Annotated in this window: 17 protein-coding genes and 1 tRNA gene; 11 read left to right on the top strand and 7 right to left on the bottom strand. The window is 52.4% G+C overall.

The genetic code is table 11. From position 1 onward, the window contains the following. Positions 1-137: 137 nt before the first annotated feature. Positions 138-1,409: a PDDEXK-like family protein gene (locus CLU90_RS10225; RefSeq protein ID WP_100427838.1), complete on the top strand. Its 1,272-nt coding sequence runs from the start codon at positions 138-140 to the stop codon at positions 1,407-1,409. A gap of 165 nt (positions 1,410-1,574) precedes the next feature. Here the strand turns inward: CLU90_RS10225 and CLU90_RS10220 are convergent, their stop codons facing one another. Further along, positions 1,575-1,868: an H-NS histone family protein gene (locus CLU90_RS10220; RefSeq protein WP_100427837.1), complete on the bottom strand. Its 294-nt coding sequence runs from the start codon at positions 1,866-1,868 to the stop codon at positions 1,575-1,577. 1,072 nt (positions 1,869-2,940) lie between these two features. Here CLU90_RS10220 and CLU90_RS10215 point away from each other — a divergent pair. Next, complete coding sequence (locus CLU90_RS10215) at positions 2,941-3,759, top strand: DNA translocase FtsK (protein WP_100427836.1); 819 nt, start codon at positions 2,941-2,943, stop codon at positions 3,757-3,759. 229 nt (positions 3,760-3,988) lie between these two features. Here the strand turns inward: CLU90_RS10215 and CLU90_RS10210 are convergent, their stop codons facing one another. Continuing rightward, complete coding sequence (locus CLU90_RS10210) at positions 3,989-4,357, bottom strand: hypothetical protein (protein WP_157808788.1); 369 nt, start codon at positions 4,355-4,357, stop codon at positions 3,989-3,991. A 106-nt stretch (positions 4,358-4,463) separates the two neighbouring features. Beyond that, entirely contained in the window at positions 4,464-5,807 is a 1,344-nt protein-coding gene (locus tag CLU90_RS29230; RefSeq protein ID WP_157808787.1) for a hypothetical protein, read from the bottom strand. Between the two features lie 606 nt (positions 5,808-6,413). Between CLU90_RS29230 and CLU90_RS10200 the strand changes: the two genes are divergently transcribed. From CLU90_RS10200 to CLU90_RS29220, 5 genes are all read left to right on the top strand, one after another. After that, a complete protein-coding gene (locus tag CLU90_RS10200) occupies positions 6,414-7,340 on the top strand; it encodes a hypothetical protein (protein ID WP_100427833.1) in 927 nt (308 codons plus the stop codon). Next, positions 7,333-7,794: a hypothetical protein gene (locus CLU90_RS10195; protein ID WP_100427832.1), complete on the top strand. Its 462-nt coding sequence runs from the start codon at positions 7,333-7,335 to the stop codon at positions 7,792-7,794. The genes CLU90_RS10200 and CLU90_RS10195 overlap by 8 nt, the downstream gene beginning before the upstream one ends. Then, positions 7,791-9,845 (top strand): hypothetical protein, encoded by a 2,055-nt coding sequence (locus CLU90_RS10190; RefSeq protein ID WP_100427831.1) that lies wholly within the window; start codon positions 7,791-7,793, stop codon positions 9,843-9,845. Before CLU90_RS10195 ends, CLU90_RS10190 begins: the two co-directional genes overlap by 4 nt. An 863-nt stretch (positions 9,846-10,708) precedes the next feature. Continuing rightward, a complete protein-coding gene (locus CLU90_RS29225) occupies positions 10,709-11,698 on the top strand; it encodes an endonuclease/exonuclease/phosphatase family protein (RefSeq protein ID WP_143450356.1) in 990 nt (329 codons plus the stop codon). Positions 11,699-11,709: 11 nt separating this feature from the next. After that, positions 11,710-12,153 (top strand): hypothetical protein, encoded by a 444-nt coding sequence (locus CLU90_RS29220; protein WP_157808786.1) that lies wholly within the window; start codon positions 11,710-11,712, stop codon positions 12,151-12,153. Positions 12,154-12,526: 373 nt separating this feature from the next. Here CLU90_RS29220 and CLU90_RS10185 read toward each other — a convergent pair whose 3' ends face one another. Then, positions 12,527-13,444: an alpha/beta fold hydrolase gene (locus CLU90_RS10185; RefSeq protein ID WP_269800059.1), complete on the bottom strand. Its 918-nt coding sequence runs from the start codon at positions 13,442-13,444 to the stop codon at positions 12,527-12,529. A gap of 194 nt (positions 13,445-13,638) precedes the next feature. Between CLU90_RS10185 and CLU90_RS10180 the strand changes: the two genes are divergently transcribed. The 3 genes from CLU90_RS10180 (at position 13,639) to CLU90_RS10170 (ending at position 14,568) form a co-directional block, all read left to right on the top strand. Continuing rightward, entirely contained in the window at positions 13,639-13,965 is a 327-nt protein-coding gene (locus CLU90_RS10180; RefSeq protein ID WP_092710249.1) for a Dabb family protein, read from the top strand. Positions 13,966-14,038: 73 nt separating this feature from the next. Then, positions 14,039-14,114, top strand: a tRNA-Asn gene (locus CLU90_RS10175). A gap of 151 nt (positions 14,115-14,265) precedes the next feature. Further along, positions 14,266-14,568 carry a hypothetical protein gene (locus tag CLU90_RS10170; protein ID WP_198511189.1) on the top strand — a complete coding sequence of 101 codons (303 nt, stop codon included), beginning with the start codon at positions 14,266-14,268 and terminating at the stop codon, positions 14,566-14,568. Here the strand turns inward: CLU90_RS10170 and CLU90_RS10165 are convergent, their stop codons facing one another. From CLU90_RS10165 to CLU90_RS10155, 3 genes are read right to left on the bottom strand one after another with little or no spacing between them, the layout of a single operon-like run. After that, the gene (locus CLU90_RS10165) at positions 14,569-15,588 is read right to left on the bottom strand and encodes a sulfotransferase (RefSeq protein ID WP_100427829.1); all 1,020 of its coding nucleotides are present in this window, start codon (positions 15,586-15,588) and stop codon (positions 14,569-14,571) included. Next, positions 15,585-16,322, bottom strand: a complete 738-nt coding sequence (locus tag CLU90_RS10160) for an aspartyl/asparaginyl beta-hydroxylase domain-containing protein (protein WP_100427828.1) — start codon at positions 16,320-16,322, stop codon at positions 15,585-15,587. Before CLU90_RS10160 ends, CLU90_RS10165 begins: the two co-directional genes overlap by 4 nt. Further along, positions 16,307-16,795 carry a GNAT family N-acetyltransferase gene (locus tag CLU90_RS10155; protein WP_100427827.1) on the bottom strand — a complete coding sequence of 163 codons (489 nt, stop codon included), beginning with the start codon at positions 16,793-16,795 and terminating at the stop codon, positions 16,307-16,309. Before CLU90_RS10155 ends, CLU90_RS10160 begins: the two co-directional genes overlap by 16 nt. A 156-nt stretch (positions 16,796-16,951) precedes the next feature. On the opposite strand from CLU90_RS10155, the gene CLU90_RS10150 reads away from it, so the two are divergent. After that, the gene (locus CLU90_RS10150; RefSeq protein WP_100427826.1) at positions 16,952-17,956 is read left to right on the top strand and encodes a hypothetical protein; all 1,005 of its coding nucleotides are present in this window, start codon (positions 16,952-16,954) and stop codon (positions 17,954-17,956) included. Positions 17,957-18,071: the final 115 nt, after the last annotated feature.

Raw genomic sequence — 18,071 nt, 5'->3', positions numbered from 1 at the left:
TAGCACCTTTCTAAAAAGCGACTTCCTAGCGTAATTGCTTGGGCCGCGGAAAACCGTTTCCCAAGGTGACGTTCAATTTTATTGAATTACTTTCCGTTTTTCAAAGAAAAATTAAGGTTGGAGTGAAGAATAATGACATGTTTCAGAGATTTGTGAGTGATGCGCGACTTGGAGAGGCGATTGAATCCCTTAAGAGGTCAAACGATATTTTTAACATTATCAAACCATCAGAGAACCAGCATTCGGAAATTTTAAAATGGCTATTTAACCCTCGGGAGGGGCATGGTCAAGGTGATACGATACTTAAGGACTTTTTGACTGCGGCGTATTGGTCTGGAAAGGAGTGCGTATATTCGAATAAAAACTTCTTTGAACATTGGACTCCTAGCAGAATAGCAAGTACTGGATTTCACTCTATATTTTTGATTCGAGAATATCGCCTTGGAAGCGGTAAGCGACTTGACCTGCTAATGGTCGACGCAGACAACGAAATATTTATTATAGTAGAAAATAAGCACGGAGCGAATTTCGGAGAGACCCAGCTCGAAAAATACTACACAGAGGTCGCCACGGAGCTCCGCCAGCGGCCGGCATTCTCTGGTTTCAAAACTGCCTATATTACTTTAGATAGAAACTATGTGAAACAAGAGAATGACCTTGAGCGCAAGGATAAACTATCTAACAGGTGGGCTCACGTGGATTATCAGTGGTTGGAAAATGGTGCGAGGAGGGCAGAGATGCAGATGCGAAGGGGAAATCAATCTGCTTCTTTGGTAATTGCCTACTGCCAAATGCAAACTGACTATGTTCCTCCAGAAACCGAGACACTCAACGATACGTTAGCCGTTTTAGTTCAAGAATATCGTCCGATACTGGATGACTTCGCAGAAGTTCGGAAAAGGAAGCTGTCCGACTTAACACCAACTGAATTGCAGGGCGATATGTGGATATATGTTAATCATCATTCTGAAATAATAGACAGAATGCTCGATATGAAGGCATTAGCATTTATTGAGACCGGCATGAAGAAGAGGTTGCCAAAATTCGAATTGATTTCAGAATACGGGGCTCAGTATTTGAATCTTCACGAAAAATCATGGAGGAAACTTATGAATTCCGATAGTGCATGGCCAGTTTTCTTGAGAGTCCGGCGCAAGAAAATTCCAAAGTCTTCTGGTATTAGCTACAACATAGCGACTTACTATTGCGCTAGTGCGGTGGATGACGCATTGGAAATAAAATTGCGAGATGCACTTACGAAAGAATTTCCCGAATTGGCAAAGGGAAGACTTGTTGCTAATTATCGAACTCTCGGTCGTCAAACGAATGTTGGCGAGAAAGATGTGGAGTCGGAACTTCAAAAACTTTTTGAAAGAACGTCAAAAGTCGTTAACAATGTTTTAGCTTAGCAAATCAATGCATGGTTCAGCGACTGGACCTCTGATGACGAAAGTAAGGCACCGCCCGGTAGGACCGGCGCCAGCTTTCAAACAGACGGGAGCTGTCTGATGCTTCAACGCATTGTCGTCGCATATGTGCGGCTGCCCGCTGACTTTGGACTTCTCCCAATCGAATTAGTTCGTGATGCGAAACTCCTCTTTGTCCTTGCCATCAAGCCAGCGTGGCGCGCGACCGCGACCAGTCCAGGTCTCACCAGATTCAGGGTTCTTAAATTGTGCTGGCACCGAGCTCTTCACTTTTGCGGGCTTTGCACGACTTCCGCCCGCGATGTCTTCCACAGTGATTCCATGCAACTGCATCAAGTCTTTGATTGTCTTGATTGCAGCACTGAGCTCATCTTTGCGGGCAGCCTCGGCCAAGGATTGCAATTTTGCGATTTGTTCAACATACTCTGCGTACGATGTCATAGTGTCTCCAAGGGATGGGTGATTCAAACGGTTTTAATATACGCGACATGTAACATAAATGGAAATTTTTTTCAGTTATAGTAGGTTTCGGGAAATTGGGTTTGTCTGGCAATGAGTTATTTTTAGAGATGTCTGGCTCTTTTTGCAAGAGGTTTATTTGCAATTGATATGTGGCTTTATATTTCGGCTTGGTTCATGCCGATGAGTGATTTAATAACCAATCAAAAAATTAAGGGTGAGTAATGTCAGATTCTGAGATAAAGGCAACAAACGGTTCTGTTTTATACAAATTTACAGGTAGTGAAATTAAGTAGCCAAATGGTGTTGTTCTATTTAAAATTACTAGTGGTGAGATAAAGGCGCCAAATGGTTCAACTTTGTTTAAATTTACAGGCGATGAGATTAAGAAAACTAACGGTTCTTCAATCTATAAATACACCGGAAGTGAAATTAAGGAAATGAATGGAACGGTAATTTTTAAATATTCAGCATCTGAGTTGAAAAAGCCAAATGGTTCGACGCTTTTTAAATTTTCTGGGCGAATTCCTGTTCCGGTATTATTTGCCCTTGGGTTGATATAGTAAAAATCCTATTTGCCAACAGCTTTGTGAAGTGTCGAGGTCAAGTCTGACATTCAGGCAGTGATTGAGTCATATACGGATTATGATGTTGTGTCCGAATGTCATACCTTGGGACTGGGGATTTTTCAGCATTAGTGATAGGTCCTACGGCACGAAGGGTGGGGGAGAGTTAGCCAAGAGCGCACGGTCAAATCTGCTTTCCTGAATTTGAAAAATTAGAATCTGAATACTTTATCAAGGATTTAATTTCGTCGAGAAAATAGTCCTTGCCATATTTTTAAAGAAAAAATTGGCGGACTACTTCGAAAAAGGTTTTTTAGATTCATAGGGAGGTTCATTTTGTATGCAGAACGTATTTTTGATGTGTTCTATATATCATTAATTGTCAGCAACAATGACATTTTCCAGGGTTCGCTTGATGCCTTGCGTATGTGGTGCCATCTTAGCATCGTTTTTTTGACTTGTTGAGTTCTTTAGAAAGGTAGGTTGAAATGATTAATGACTTGATGTATGAACGAGCTGTGGCATATGTCACGCAGGAAAATGACACATCTTGTGCTGGACTGCAACGAAACTTGCATATCGGTTACGAAAAAGCGGTTGAGCTGAGAGCACAGATGGAGAAAAACGGAGTTTTCCTAAATTTAAACACTCCAAGCGAAAATGTCGACGACAGCACTCAAACAGCTATGGACGCAGTTGTGAAAAGTATAGCCGCGCCATTCTTCATTCCGTGGGTCGGTGCTGATTATGAAGCATCAGAAGAGCGTCTACTTATTTTGGGCGAATCCCACTACGGCGACGAATCTATGCCTGGGAACTCTACTATTACATTCACCCAGGAGTATGTAGACGGACAGAACCATCGTTTTTGGACATCTATTATGCAGGGCGTACGGGGTCAGCCGTATTGGGAGCTGGACAGGAAAGAATTCTGGAAAAGCGTCGCATTCTATAATTATGTGCAGCAGCCTGTTGCTGAGACGGCTGGGGTCGCACCAAGCGCTGAAATGTTTGCCTTATCGAAAGAAGCTTTTTTCTCGGTGTTAAGCCAGTTGGCCCCCAAAAAAATCTTGGTTCTCTCTAATAGGCTATGGGAAAACATGCCTACAGATGGTCTGCCAGGCCCGCTCCTTTCCTATGGACAGGACACGCGAGAAACTTTGATATATCAATATGATGGAGGTAAAGCACTGGCTTGCTGGGTTCCCCATCCTTCTCGCTATAGTTGGCCGCAATGGCATCCAATGATTAAAGCGTTACTTGGTAAAGAGTTTATGCGGGATGGAGTTACTGAAGTGGAAAATTGAATGTGTAAATTCGCCAAGTAGTTCTCGGAAGTTATTGAGAATTTATGACGAAGAGACGCGGATGCGATGCTAGGCGTACGTTTCGACTCTGATGGCCGCCTCAGTTTGACAGGTCGCTTTGGGGCGTTTTCTGCCCGACAGGACTGGAATCAAGTACAAAGACTCGATGAGCGCGGACATGGGCAGGTAGAATGCGGGCATCATCGCCATTGCCATCACTCGTGGCCAACTAGCCGATGGCGTAAATGCGTACGATTGCGTAACCCGCGCCCCTTTTTGCTGGCAACTGGAACACGCGTGGCGCCTCGGGCATGAACTTTGGGCCGTCATCCGTGATGAGCCCCAGTCCGTCCGGGTTCCGCGCGCTCGGCACCACAAGGCAATCTAGCAAGGGCTTTAGTCCGCCGTAGGCGTTGTCCCAGTCCAAGCTGCCCGCGCAATATCGCTCTATCTCCAGCGCACTCCTGGAAATCGGTGCCGCAGGTAGCTTGCCCCCAATCGCCGCCAACACGCTGGCGCGCCAGCCATTACGCAATTTTTTGTATGCGTGGAAATGCATTCCTTTGATGGCATTGTTGGAGGGGGTGGCTGTGGCCAAGTGGAGTTCGTAGATGAGTTCGCGTGGGGGCATTGAGATGACCGGTGGGGGAGGGGTATCTCATATAGCGACACTTAAGAAAAGCATTGCTTGCCTCCCGACACTTCTAAATCCCCTTATGTGCCACCGACGCTAAATCTTGAGACGCTATGGCTCTTGAAAAAAACAACTGAGGTGGGAAATAACGGAAATAGTCGAAGACACGCTTGGTATCGGTTGCAGTGGCTGGCGTCTCGTCACCTTCGAGTGGCATTCGCCTGATTTGTACCGGGTGTAGTCCGAAAAGCCACTGCGTGTCGGTTGCATTCTTCAGTGGAATTGCATACGACTCGTGAGCACATAATGCTGCGAACTCTCGCAGTATCCGTTCTGCTGAAACCGGTTCAGCATATCGCGACAGGGCTACCGCACGTTCATAGCACCTCTTTGCCTCAGTTGGCTCGTCTGAAAAGACAGCGATACGGGCCTCCATGGCGTGGACTTGGAATTCGGCAATACCGTTGTGTTCAGCGACGAATCTGCGCAGCTCCTCCAAGGCGGCCTTCGCCTTGCTGCGGTCGTCAGGTGCTCTGGTTGTCGATTGGCGGCATAGAAGCTTGTCCAATACAAGGAAGGACTCTGGTGTGCCCGTTTTGATGATGCAACTGTTGGAGAGCATGATGAAAGGATGCTGGGCCGAGTCCAGGTCAAATCCACGGCCCAGACAAGCCGCAATTTCCTGCCGAAAAGCGGAGCCGGCGGCATCGAGCACCAGCGCAATCCAGAACCAGAACCGATACCTCGGTTCTTCATTCATGCGATAGAGTTGCTTTATGAGTGCAAACGAATCTCTGCGTGTCTTCTGCCTTCCCGTCTCCCAGCGGTTCATTTTATCAACACACTCTTCTGGTGGCAGGCCCGCTTTGCGCGCTGCCTCAGCAGCAGACCGCCCTTCGAGCTTGCGAAGCCAGCAGAGAGCGATTGAAATCGGTGCAACTCGCGTGTGGTCTGCTTCTTTGGGCAGGAGACGGGGGAGGAGACCTATACCCCATTTCTGTTCCAGCCAGCTAAGGTCGACCGCGATTTGTTGTGCGAATAATGTCGGGCGTAGGACTTCTTGGACCCGGCTGGTTGGTATATTGGCTGCCGAAATCGCACGGACAAAGTCTTTCAGATACAACGTGATGTAGCTGGCCAACCGCCTTGCGACTTCTTTGGCAATGTCAGGTGTTGCCCATTCTCGAGCCAATTCGGTCCCTAACAAAGTCGCCAGTGCAGGTAAGTCTTTTGCATTAGATTTTCTTTCGCCCTGTGGCCGCTCAAGTGAAGAAAAAAAACGCCTCTTACCTTCCGCTAGTTGACGGATGTCGGTGTAGGCAGAATGGTCCTTTGGAATCAAATAGCTGGCCTTGACGAACGCAAACACCAGTGATTCGACCGAGGCGTATCCGTAGCGTGGAGTATGGGTCATCTTGTGCGGGCCTTGGACGGTGATGTGCCTTTGGTAGCCTTGGACATTGCTTCGGCAGCAAGTGACCCCTTCGGCACTTGTCCGCCATTTTCCAGACCGCTGGCGCGATAAACCCGGCTTGCCGCCTCGACCGTCCATGGGGTCGAGCGCTTAGGGGCTACCGGTTGCTTCACAGCAGGCGCGGGTTGCTGAGCTTTTGGTGCCGACCGCAGGGCGGGTGTATGTGTGCCTTGTGCAACTACGGGTTTAGCCTGCTGGCTGGGGTTTGTGCGGCTGTTCTTGCTTGCGATTGGTTTTAAGCCTGATTTTGTCATGAAGGTTCTTCCTGGAGTTGTCGGTAGGCCCTTCCATATTGGTTGGGGTTGGAAGAAACTATAGCGGGGCTAACGCTCATTTTCTACCGCCGAATAAGTGAACAATTTTTTGAAACCGGGTGCACAGGGCTGTTTGGGAACAAAAAACGGGTCAGCTTCCCTTAAGATGCCGCATTGACATTGGGATGTGAGTTCATGCCGCAGTAGGTGGCGTTTTATGAATGGTGAAAAAGTTGCGTGGATGTTAAATAATGTGTAGTCTCTCGTGTAACGAAAAATAACCAAAGTAAATATGTTTGCAACTGCGTTCGGGGTCTTCAATGGGACCAGCTGGGAGAACCTTTGCCAGTTGGTGTTCAAGAGGAAGTATGGTGTTGATGGCTATCAGCATATTCCAGTGAGTCCGGGCGACTACGGATTGGAGGGCTATACTTCGATTACCGGGTATGGGTTCCAATGTTACTGCCCTGAGAAGCAGTATACCCGTACCGAGCTGTACGAAAAGCAACGTGACAAAATTACCACCGACATTAACAAGTTTCAGGACAATAAGAAAGACCTCGAGGATATTCTGGGGCCAGTCAAAATCAAGAACTGGATATTCGTTACCCCTGAATTGGCTTCAAACGCCCTTTTGCGGCATGCACGGAAAAAAGAACGGGAAGTGAAAGCGGCAAAGTTACCCCATGTAGACGACGATTTTCGAATTCTCCTACATGACGTTGAACACTACATGATAGAAATTAGGCAGATTCAATCGACACAAGGGCAGGCATTAGACTTTTTCTCGACGCCACCGAAACTCGATGACCTGACTGGGCCGCCAGAAGAATATGAAGCAAACCTGCGGCGTAAGAGCATTGCGCGGCTAGAACCGAAAAGCGGGTCCGTTGCATACGGCCGGTTACTGGATAGTCTCGTTGGCAGCACGTCTAAAAGCTTCATCGAAGCAGACAATTTCCTTCACAACATCGAGAAAAGTGCGCCGCTGCTTCATGCTCGACTTATCGCACTCATAAACGAATTCGAAAATGACGTGCGAGAGAAAACAATTGTGTGGTGCGGTTCAGCCGATGAACTCACTGCCAGCGTTACCAATGGTTTGATTTCAAGGATTGTGCACGACCTACAACCCGAATTTAATCAGACTAACGCCAGCCAAGTAGCGAGGCATATCGTCGCTCGATGGCTTGCAATATGCCAGCTAGATTATGAGTGAGTATAAAAAAACATTGCGATTTGTTAGGCGCGCGGCGCCAGTGTTTCCTGAGCACCGGCCGCTCTACAAAATTGCCCAAATTCTCCTGATACTCGCACTGGCATCCCGCGGCGGTAAGTCTTCGTTGCCGCGACTTCAGCTCCTCAACTGGGCGTTGAAGACCGCGCCAAGAAGGACGCGCTTAATTGACGCAGTAAAGAACGGGGAATTAAATATCGCCGCTTGGGGCTTTGACCCTGTGGTGGCAATCGCATTACGGTTCGCTGAAGCTGAAAAATTGATAGAGCAAACAGCAACTGGCTACAAAATCACAGACCTCGGAGATAAATTTGCGCATAGTATTTGCAAGGACACCGAGAACCTTGAGAACGAGCGGCGTTTTTTGACCGCGCTAGGTAAATCTCTCACTGAAGGGATGGTCTCAGCCGTGTCGAACAAGTGGGGAGATGTATGAAAATCAATGCTGTTAAGTTGCATATTTCTACAGCAGCAGGGAACTACGGATTCAATTTCAAGTTCGGGCGCCAGCTAACGGTTGTACGAGGGCGGAACTCGGCTGGCAAGAGCACGTTATTCAACACGATTCTATATTCTCTTGGTATGGAGGAGCTCGTAGGTGGCCGTGATGAAAACGTACTACCTTACGGCGTGCGTGACCATTTCCTGTATGAAGGTAACCGCCAAGACGTGCTAACGTCCGAAGTGTTTGCTGAAATCGAGAATGATAAGGACCAGGTCGTAACCCTGCGACGCGCTATCAAACACCCTGACCGTCAGCCCAAACTCATTGAAGTGTTCGAGGGAAAATGCCTTACCGGCGACGCATCCTTCGAAAATTCTAAACCGACCTACATCCATGACGCTGGTGCAGCGCAAAAGGATGAGGGATTCCACCGATTCATGGAGAAGTTCTTGGGTTTGCGCCTGCCGACCGTCCCCACGTCGTCCGGCGGTGAAGCGAAGCTCTATTTACAAACTATCGTAGCGGCGCACGCGGTCGAGCAAAAACGAGGTTGGACCGACTATATCGCTACTATTCCGTTCTACGGTATACGGGAAGTTCGTACCAAGGTCGTCGAATACTTGTTGGGCCTGGACGTGTTCGACACTGACGCATTGAAAAACAGGCTGAACAGCGAGTCCGTAAAAATTCACGAAAATTGGACGAAATACGCTAGTGAGGTTTCCCGGGCCGCGTCCGGTGAAGGTTTTGTTGTCATCGGCCTGCCTGGACACCCAGACTCGTCCTTCAATATGGACGCGGTTAATCTGTTCAGGAAGTCGGGTGACCGTCAGCTCACTCTTCCTCAATATCGCACACAGCTACGTGATGAATATCGCGCGTTGGACGAGAAAATTGACAACTATTCGAAGGTCACCAGCGATGAGGCAGTAATTGACCTTGAAACAGTGGCTACTGAGCTTCGAGAGCTAAACTTCTTGCACGAACAGAGCATTACTCAACTAACTCTGAAACGAGCGTCTCACAGGGAATATGAGGAGCTGCTTTTGGAAAACCGGGAGTCCTTAGCGCGAAATCGTACTGCGCAGAAGCTGAAGGGCCTTGGCGGAGATTACTCACTAGAGCTCGCCGAGGACCGGTGTCCAACTTGCCTCCAAGACATATCGGAAACCCTACTTGGTGGCACCATTACTGGCCCCGTCATGAGCCTCGATGAGAATATCGCTTACCTTAAAAATCAGTGTTCAATGCTGGAGCGACAAATCGCTGGCTTTAAGACAGATATTGAGCAGTCGGAGCGAATTTCCGCGGAATTAGGACGCCGCTTGGCAGCTAAGAGCGACCATTTGAAGGCACTCCGCGGGGACGTTAGCACAGGTGCTGTGCAATCCAAGGCGATGATTAGACGGCAGGTGCAGCTAGAGACCCAGGTCGATAGGATAGCAGATGTCGACCAGCTCATAAGGGACCGCCTTCCCCTTTTTTGCGACCTCGCACTTCAACTAAGGGAAAACCAGAAGCTGCGAGCGGTGCTTCCAAAGGAGCGCTACGCGGAGACAGACCAGTTAAAAATCAACATGTTCGAGAAGTGGTTCCGCTCAAATGCCGGCTCGTTTGGCTACGAAAGTGCGCCAATCCGCGATATCGAGATTAGTCGAGACACACTCACGCCAGTGCTAGGTCAGCTTGAACTTCGGGAGATTAATAAGAAGAAAACGGATATCAAGGCAGATTCAAGCGCAAGTGACTTCGTTCGCCTCATTTGGAGCTACTTGCTCGCCATCTACCAGACGTCAGCTAGTAAGGAAGTGAATGGCAACCATCTCGGAATTTTGCTGTTCGATGAGCCGGGCCAACATTCAATGCGGGTTGAGAGTCAGCATTCCCTCCTTCAGCTTTTGGCGGCGGAATCGGGCCTACAAAGTATCGTCGCCGCCTCGTTCGATGAGTCTGATAGTGTCTTTAATGAAGCGACCTCGAACGTTAAATACGAACTTATCGAGTGGGGGGACAAGCTGATTCAACCGTTGCGCTCAACCTGAACCAGTTCAAAATATTGGGTGACTGGAAAGTTGTTCTTTCTGCTTGCGGACTGCGTCCGATTAGTTCTACAAGACTTTGTAGGGGAGTTGGACGATGGACGCATCATTGTCCTTGAGTACAAGGGGGGGGGGGGCGAAGCCTTGAGAGTTGAGGTCTGTAAATAAGTAACGGGGAAAGTCGGTTCTGCCATCTGAAGTAGAACGTGTCTTGTCATTTGGGTTCGCTCAAGCCTATAATCAGACTAGTCCACAGGTCTCCTTTTGATAGCGCAAATGATAGCGCGGAGGCTCGCGGACGGGTTCGAGCAGGTGCGTTTGAATGCGGTGGATTTCGCGCAACTGCTTGATTTTATTGAGATTGGGATGACGTCAATTCCATCCTAAGGCCTCAACGTACAACTGTTAATCCGCAGGTCCCTGGTTCGAGTCCAGGTCGGGGAGCCAGAACATGCAGCAGCAGAAAGCCCAGCCTTTACAGGTTGGGCTTTTTGCGTTTCAGGGGCCCGTTTATTTGTGCATAGTGGTTCGGGGTAAGGCCGTTGGGCTGTTGGGATCGCCTACCTCTAGGGCTGGCTTCCGTTGGCGTAGGGAGGCAGCCTGTGGGGGGCGTTGTTGTGGGGGAGATGTTGGAAGCGGCTTAGGAAGGCGGTGCGGTGCATGTATAGGCCGCTTTTTTGCTTGCAATAATTAGGCATTCGCACTGGGAAAATGTTATTCTTGCATGATTAAGAGTTTTTTGACAGAAGCTCGCACTGATTCACTCAAGCTGGCAGGCTCTTTAAGAGTTTTTCCAATGAGTGAAATTTATTTTGGTGGCTTCTACCCATTCAAGTTCAATCGATTTTGTTTTGAGTACGATAAATATGCCTGTGCTGAATATATCTTGGTGGAATGCCGGGAACTTTTATCATTTTTTACCTGAAAAATCAGACTTGCCGAGAACTCGTTGGCCTAAGTCAAAGGAGGTTTACGAAGAACAACTACAATTTGTAGATGCGGCGTTCTCCGAGCTAACCACTGCCGTTGGGAAGCCTGATATTGCCTTTTTTTGTGAAATGACTTCAGAATCTTTGACTCATCTACGTGACAAATCCTTTCCTAATTACCGAATAATTTCATTGGATGTGTTGAAAGGTGCTCCAACATTGCAAATAGGAATTCTATTTGATGAAAGTAAAGGTAATGTGAAATTCGTAGAAGGAGAACCCATTGTTGTCAGTGGCACACCAAAAGGTACAAGGGCTATGGCGGTGGTGGACGCGATTTGCGAAAATTTTACGATAAGATTCATTGCGTGTCATTGGACGTCGCGATTCGATGAAGCTGCGTCTCACCGAACTCGTTTCCGTATTGCGGATCACCTATCAAAATATATTTATCAATTCCTAAATGACGATAGGGAATCTAGGCATTGTGTAGTTCTCGGTGACTTAAATGAAGAACCTTTCGATGAAAATATGGCTGTGTTATATGCTCATAGGCATCGGGCCAGATCCAAATCTAAGGTTCACAGGGCCGACGATAGTGTCGAACGTGCTCATATGTATAATACGTCCTGGCGACTCATGGGCGAAAAAATCCCCCACTCAGCAACCAAATCCGATGCTAAATTTTATGATTGCGCTGGGACGTTTTACTGGGAGAGTGAGCGGACGTGGCATAACTTCGATCAAATTATAGTTAGCGGGGGGCTATTGCAGGATAGTGTTCCTTTTTTGGATGAGAATGATGTGCATGTAATATCGACCGCCAAGTTTTTAGCGGATGGTATTCCTTTAAAGTTTAAATCTGATAAAGGAATTTGTTCTGGTTTGTCAGACCATCTTCCCCTTGTTGCAAAAATTCATATTTGAGGATAAATGAAATGGATTTTGATTCTATTTTAAAGAAATCATTAACTGTTGTTAATGACGGATTTCAGGATGCATTGACGGATTTGAAGGGTGTGGTGGAAGCTGTATCTGAATCTGTAAAAAATAATGCTGGTCAAAAATTTGCACTGGCATTAGGTGAGGTTTCAAATGACTTAAGAGGTAGTACTTTTCGGGTATTTTTCGATACCGATGTTAATAATGTTCGAGCTCGGATTATAGATGTGCTCTACTTTAGAATCCCCGCAAGTGGTTACCCAATATTCGAGGGGCAATACGATAAAGGGTCAAAGAATTTTTCTGCTGGAAAGGAGTTAAAGGATAAGGATTCTATCGCTCAAGAATTCGGGAGTCTTCTCCGAAACCCCGATTCTTCACTAATTCAAGCTATTGGTTACGCTATGCGCACTAAGGATGATGACGATATACCTTTCTAACGTATTCTTCTTGAAATCGACTCAGCAGTAGATATGTAATTAGCTCCGGGAAGGGGGCGAACTAACTACCCGCTAATGATGGCGACTTACTCTCGGTGCCTGTTCGGCGTTCGGCAGCGCCAAGCCCTCGATCTACATCAACTTTTTGCCGCCGACGACACAGCAGCAGCCATACTGTCTCGGTATTAGGTCGGTCCTTGAGGGCCACGGCGGTAGGGGCTGGAAAACTCGTTGCGTTTCTTCGACTTGGGGCCCATAGCCTTGCGGGAGCCCCGTTCTGTTAATCCGCAGGTCCCTGGTTCGAGTCCAGGTCGGGGAGCCAGAACATGCAGCAGCAGAAAGCCCAGCCTTGAACGGTTGGGCTTTTTGCATTTCAGCGCGTCGCGATTGGTGCCGGCAGGGTCCCGATGATCGCCTGCTGGAATTTTTCCGGTTCATCCTGGTGTATCTGGTGTCCCGACTGTTCGAATACAAACAGCCCTTTCCTGGGCGCCTGCAGCTGCTCAAAATAGTCTTGCGTGATGCGGGTGGAGGTCTGGATGTCGTTCTTGCCAACGAAGAAATAGATCGGGCAGTCGACTTTCTTCAAGGTTGTCGGCAAATCGATATGCATCACTTCGTTCCACACGGGCGACCAGGCTTTGGACCATTGCAGGAAGCCGGTCTTGAAGCCATCGCTGGTGGCGAATGTTTTCCCCTCTTTATGGAAAAGCCATTTGCGCAGGTAAAACAGGTCTTCATCCCGTTGAAAGGGGATATGCACCTGCGCCAGTTCCTGGCTGGCGACGGCATCGTCCCGGAAATGCGTCTTCAAATTGGCCAGCAATGCCTTTTCGCTGGCCAGCTGGCTGATGACGGGATTGACGGCGAAATAGGCATGCAGCAGTTCAGGATGCTGTTCGACGATATGAAAACCGAGCACATTGCCCCAGGAGCTGCCCAGCAAGTATATTTTTTCCTGCCTGAGCTCTTTTCGTAAAAATGTGATGACCTGGTAGGTATCCTGCTCCATTTGCGCGACGGAAGGCTGGCTAGGCGACGGATTCAATGCCAGGGTTTTTCCCGCATCGCGCTGGTCCCATTGCACCAGCGTAAATCTGTTTTTCAGGATGGACGTAAAGGCATCCGCGTTCTTCATCATCGAACTTCCCGGCCCGCCCGATAAAAAGAGAAGAACAGGTTTTTTTGCGTCATCTGTCTTGATTTGCACAAACTGCTTGATCCCGCCGATGTCCGGTGTCAGCAGCGCGTCGATGGCAAGCGCTTGCGCTTTGCATGCAGAAAACGGCATCAGGGTGATGAATAGCACTGCCAGTAGCTTTGTCATGGTCCGAGATGGTTGCCTGCGGGTAGGGGATGTCCATGAGGGATCTTATCCGAATAACATGTTGTGTATGGAAAATATGTGCGGCGTGGCGGGCCGCTGCCTGTGGGCTTTTCCGTTTTGCGCTATCCTGAATGTAACCCCATAGGAGAGCTGCCACCATGACCTGTTCAATCCCGTTGCGCCATATCGTCCTGTGTGATTTTCTCGAGGACATCACACCGGCCAAGCATGCCGAGCTGGTCTATGAGTTTTCCCAGCTTAAACACCGCATTCCCGGCGTGCTGCAATTCGAATGGGGGCCGAACGTCAGTCCGGAAGGTCTCGATGACGGCTTTACCGATTGTTTTACCTTGACCTTCGATGGCGCCAGCGCGCGCGACGTGTACCTGGCCCATCCGGCCCATCTGGCCTTTGTCGAGCTCCTCAAGCCATGGCTGGGACGGGTGCTGGTATTTGACTATCAGCCCCGGGAAAATCCGGGCTGAGTGTCGCCGTGCGTAAATTTTTTGGCGTAAATCTGGACAACTGAAAATTTGCCCTATAGAATGCGGCCTCTTTTCCCTGATAGCTCAGTTGGTAGAGCGACGGACTGTTAATCCGCAGGTCCCTGGTTCGAGTCCAGGTCGGGGAGCCAGAACATCAGCAGTATCGAAAAGCCCAGCCTTCACGGTTGGGCTTTTTGCATTGCGGCCATGATTTTCGTGACATTTCACGCTGATTTGCCGAAAAGCATCTGTCATACTGGTATCGCACGTTTGCTGCCTGTCGATGAAAACAACTTTCTTATGAAGAATCTCTGCGCCCTGGTGCTGATGCTGGCCGCCGGCACCGCTTACTGGCCCCTGGCCGGCGGTCAGGGGCGCCAGCCGCCAACCGAAGCGAAGGTCAAGCAGCAGATCATCGCCGAGTCGATTGCCGCCTATCCGGGCCGTTGCCCCTGTCCCTACAATGCCGCCAAGAATGGCAGCGCTTGCGGGGGACGCAGCGCATGGAGCCGGAAGGGCGGTTACGCCCCCATCTGCTATGAACGGGAAATCAGCAGCGAGATGGTGCGCAAGTGGCGCGAGGACAATGCCGCCGCGCTGTGACTATTGCTCCGTGCGCAACGCTTCCAGCGCCAGATAGCCGGGCTGCACTTGCGCGGCGATGGCGGCCAGGCCGCTTGTCGCGGCCACTGGCGGGTCGCCTTGGTAGGCCGTGCCGTATTTCGCATGCACGCCGCCGCGCGCGCGCATCGCTTGCAACTGTGCCGGCGTGGGGGCGATGCCCAGACGCGTCAATACATCGCTGAACACGATATCTGGCAATTGCTTGTAGTGAATTAACTGCAGCTGGCCGGCGGCCGCATGGGGCAGGGCGGCGTCGAACAGGCTGGCCAGCACGAGGCCCGCATAGCCATCGAGGTCGCCCGGCGCCAGCCGGTGCGCGGGAAGCGGCAGCTGTGCCGGGTGCAGCATGCCGGGCACCATTTGCGGTCCGCGCTGGCGCTGGTGCGAGGCGAGCACGGCCAGCGGTTCGCGGTAGACGAACAGGCAGGGCGTATCGGGAAACGCTTGCCGCAGCAAGTCCAGGCTGTGGATGTGCCAGCAGTCGAGCTTGATGATGTGCTGCGTCTCTGCGCCGGAGCGGCGCTGGCCCAGTGCCAGGATGGCCTGGCGCAGCAGGGCGATGCTGTCGCTGCCCGCCATGCCATCGTGATGCAGGCGCAGCAGCGAATCGATGATGGGCGGCTCGGACATGACTATGCATTGCGGCAAGGATGCCAGCAGCTGGCTCAGCAGGGTCGAGCCGCAGCGCGAGACGTGGAAGATGAAGGCGTCGGGCGCCAGGCCATCGCCGAGCTTGGCCATCGTGGCCAGCGCGGCCAGCGGCGTGCGGCAGACGCGGCGCTCCTCGTGCGGCTGGCGCGCCAGGGTATTGACAAAGAAGGCGTCTCTGAACACCGTTTCCCCCAGTTCGCGCCAGCACATGGCGGCGTCCGTCAAAGCATCGCCACGCTCCACGTACAAGGGATACCAGCCGCGCAAGTCCATGCCTTCGCGCCATGCCACCGTTTCCCCCTTTGCCAGCAGGCGTTCTTGCTCGACTATCGCTGGCGTGCCGTTCATGGCGCGCTCCCGTCTGCCAATCCAGACAGTTGGCTGGCCAGCGCCAGGCTGGCCGGCGAGGGCGACAGCCGCAGCTGGGCGATGACGGCCCGCACATTGCCATCGTTGATGCTGGGGTCGCCATATTTATGGGCCGCTTTCGGCACGAAGCCGGCCGAGGCGAACAGCGTTTCGAGCCAGGCATTGGTAACGCAGTCGAGCACGAGGTGGATGCGCGGCGTTGCGCCATCGTTGCGCACGGCGTGCAGGCAGCTGGCATCCATGTACCAGGCGTGGCCGGCCGTGAAGTGGACAGTCTCGCCATCAATGCTGAACAGCACCTGCGGCGAAGTGTGGATGGGGATGTGGATGCGGATCAAGCCATCGGCCAGCGACGTGCCGCCGTCGCGGTGCGCGCGGATGACGGCGCCCGGTGCCAGCGCCATCAGGCGCGCGGCGCGGATCTCGCAGGCGAAGCTGGCGAGCACCTCGCGCAGGCAGGGACAGCGCGCCAGCTGCGGCGTGCCGGCATAGGCGGCGCCGTCGATGGGCATGATGTGGCCGGCCTGGCCATCTGCCGAGCGCAGCGGCACGCAGCTCCAGCCCTGGTCGTAGGCGCCCGTATTGAAATGATGGATCCACTCGCCGACGGCGAACTGGTCGCTGTCGCGCTGCATGCGCACCACGTCAAAGCGCAGCGGTAGCCGCAGCCAGGTGCTGGGCGGCTTCGGCGTCGGCACTATGGCGCGCTCCATTCCAGTTGTTCCTGGACGTCGTTTTCCCCGCGCGGGCGAAAGCCCAGCCGCTGGTACAGCGCGCGCGCGGCCGCGTTGCTTTTGTTGACGGCAAGGTGGATTCGGCATTGCTGCGCGCCCGCTTGCGCCTGCAGGCCGCGCAGCACGGCGCTGCCGGCGCCCTGGCCCTGCGCGGCGGGCAGGATGGCGATGTCGACCAGGTGCAGCAGCTGATCCTGGCGCTCCAGCACCAGGCGCCCGATGGGGGTGTCGCCGTGCTGCAGCACCAGGTACATGGCCTGCGGATACGCTTGCCGGTAACCATGGCTTTGCATGCGCTGCTGCATGGCGATCAGCTGTGCGATGACGGCGGGATCGGCCGGCATCTGGCGCAGGTCGTCGCGCGTGGAGCTGTACAGCGCGGCGGCAAAGCCATCGTCATCGTCGCGCTGGACGCGCAACTGGTAGGGGGCGGAAAGCGGCAAGTCGTGCATCGGTGCTCCGGTAGGTGGTGGCGATGGGGGCGATGGTGCCAAATGCGCAGGCGTTTATTTATTTGCTATGCTGCCAATTTTTCCGCGCACTTGCAATCATTTCAAGGAAGCCGCCATGCATTCTGTCTGTATCCCGCTCTACCCGTGGAGTTGTGCGTGACTTCGGCGCGCGCGGAACTGGCCGCCATGGCGGCCGCGCTGTGCGATCCGCGGCGTACCCTGGCCAGCCTGGTCGGCGAAACGGTGCAGCTGCGCCAGCTCGTCGAACACCATTCGGGCCTGGCCATGGACCGGCAGGACGGCTTGCGCGACGGCGAGAGTTTTCTGCCCAGCGGCTGGGCCATCTCCCCCGTGCAGGCGGGACTGTGCGCGCGCGAGCCCTACCGCAGCGCCGCCTTCATCCAGGGCCTGGCGCTGGCCGTGCGCGAGCGGCTGGACGTGAACGGCGGGCGGCCCGTGCGCGTGCTGTATGCGGGCTGCGGTCCGTTTGCCCTGTTGGCCCTGCCTGTGATGGCCTTGCTGCGTGCGACCCAGGTGCAGTTTGCCATCCTCGACGTGCATGCCGAGACCCTGGGCCATGCGCGCGAGCTGATCGCCGCCCTGGGCCTCGGTGGCCACGTCGCCGAATACATTTGCGCCGACGCGGCCGCCTACCGCATTCCTGCCGCCGCCATGCCGGACGTGATCGTCAGCGAAACCATGAATACGGCGCTGGGCAAGGAGCCGCAAGTGGCCATCCTGCGCAACCTGCACGCGCAAGCGCCTGCGGCGGCGCTGCTGCCGGCGGCCGTCACCGTGCACCTGGGTCTGGACCGGCGCAGCCCTGGCGAGCCGTGCACGGACTGGGGCCCCGTGTTTGCCCTCGATGCGGACGCCTTGCGCGCCTGGCAGGGCGAGCAGGGCGACAGCCTGCCGGCCGCCAGCATCCGCCTGCCTGACGTGCTGGAACAGGCGCCGCGCTTGCTGACGCGTATCCGCGTGCACGGCGACATCGTCCTCGGTGACCATGAGTGCAGCCTGAACCTGCCCCTGGCCCTGCCGGGCAAGCCGGTTTTGGCGGGCGGCAGCGTGCTCGATTTCCGCTACCGGCTGGGCGGCCAGCCGGGTCTGGAATGTCGTCTGCGCTTGCCTCGGACCGAGCGGGACGGCGGCATGCAGTAATGCTCCATTGGCAAACAATTTATTTATGTAGGATAATATGGAACCGGTTCCATATATGCGCAAATGCAATGTGGCGCAATCATCGTAGTCAATAAAACAACAAGTCTTGCGGGAG

It is taken from the genome of Janthinobacterium sp. 67 (assembly GCF_002797895.1).
Classification (GTDB): domain Bacteria; phylum Pseudomonadota; class Gammaproteobacteria; order Burkholderiales; family Burkholderiaceae_D; genus Janthinobacterium.
Note: the sequence above shows the minus strand (reverse complement) of the source record. Positions and strands in the feature narration are given on the sequence as shown.

Coding starts and splice junctions, on each gene's coding strand:
- CLU90_RS10215 (WP_100427836.1), top strand. CDS start 2,941: ATGATTAATGACTTGATGTATGAACGAGCTGTGGCATATGTCACGCAG.
- CLU90_RS10225 (WP_100427838.1), top strand. CDS start 138: ATGTTTCAGAGATTTGTGAGTGATGCGCGACTTGGAGAGGCGATTGAA.
- CLU90_RS10200 (WP_100427833.1), top strand. CDS start 6,414: ATGTTTGCAACTGCGTTCGGGGTCTTCAATGGGACCAGCTGGGAGAAC.
- CLU90_RS10155 (WP_100427827.1), bottom strand. CDS start 16,795: ATGCACGACTTGCCGCTTTCCGCCCCCTACCAGTTGCGCGTCCAGCGC.
- CLU90_RS10160 (WP_100427828.1), bottom strand. CDS start 16,322: ATGGAGCGCGCCATAGTGCCGACGCCGAAGCCGCCCAGCACCTGGCTG.
- CLU90_RS10220 (WP_100427837.1), bottom strand. CDS start 1,868: ATGACATCGTACGCAGAGTATGTTGAACAAATCGCAAAATTGCAATCC.
- CLU90_RS10180 (WP_092710249.1), top strand. CDS start 13,639: ATGACCTGTTCAATCCCGTTGCGCCATATCGTCCTGTGTGATTTTCTC.
- CLU90_RS10190 (WP_100427831.1), top strand. CDS start 7,791: ATGAAAATCAATGCTGTTAAGTTGCATATTTCTACAGCAGCAGGGAAC.
- CLU90_RS29230 (WP_157808787.1), bottom strand. CDS start 5,807: ATGACCCATACTCCACGCTACGGATACGCCTCGGTCGAATCACTGGTG.
- CLU90_RS29220 (WP_157808786.1), top strand. CDS start 11,710: ATGGATTTTGATTCTATTTTAAAGAAATCATTAACTGTTGTTAATGAC.
- CLU90_RS10170 (WP_198511189.1), top strand. CDS start 14,266: ATGAAGAATCTCTGCGCCCTGGTGCTGATGCTGGCCGCCGGCACCGCT.
- CLU90_RS10195 (WP_100427832.1), top strand. CDS start 7,333: ATGAGTGAGTATAAAAAAACATTGCGATTTGTTAGGCGCGCGGCGCCA.
- CLU90_RS10185 (WP_269800059.1), bottom strand. CDS start 13,444: ATGCCGTTTTCTGCATGCAAAGCGCAAGCGCTTGCCATCGACGCGCTG.
- CLU90_RS10165 (WP_100427829.1), bottom strand. CDS start 15,588: ATGAACGGCACGCCAGCGATAGTCGAGCAAGAACGCCTGCTGGCAAAG.
- CLU90_RS29225 (WP_143450356.1), top strand. CDS start 10,709: ATGCCTGTGCTGAATATATCTTGGTGGAATGCCGGGAACTTTTATCAT.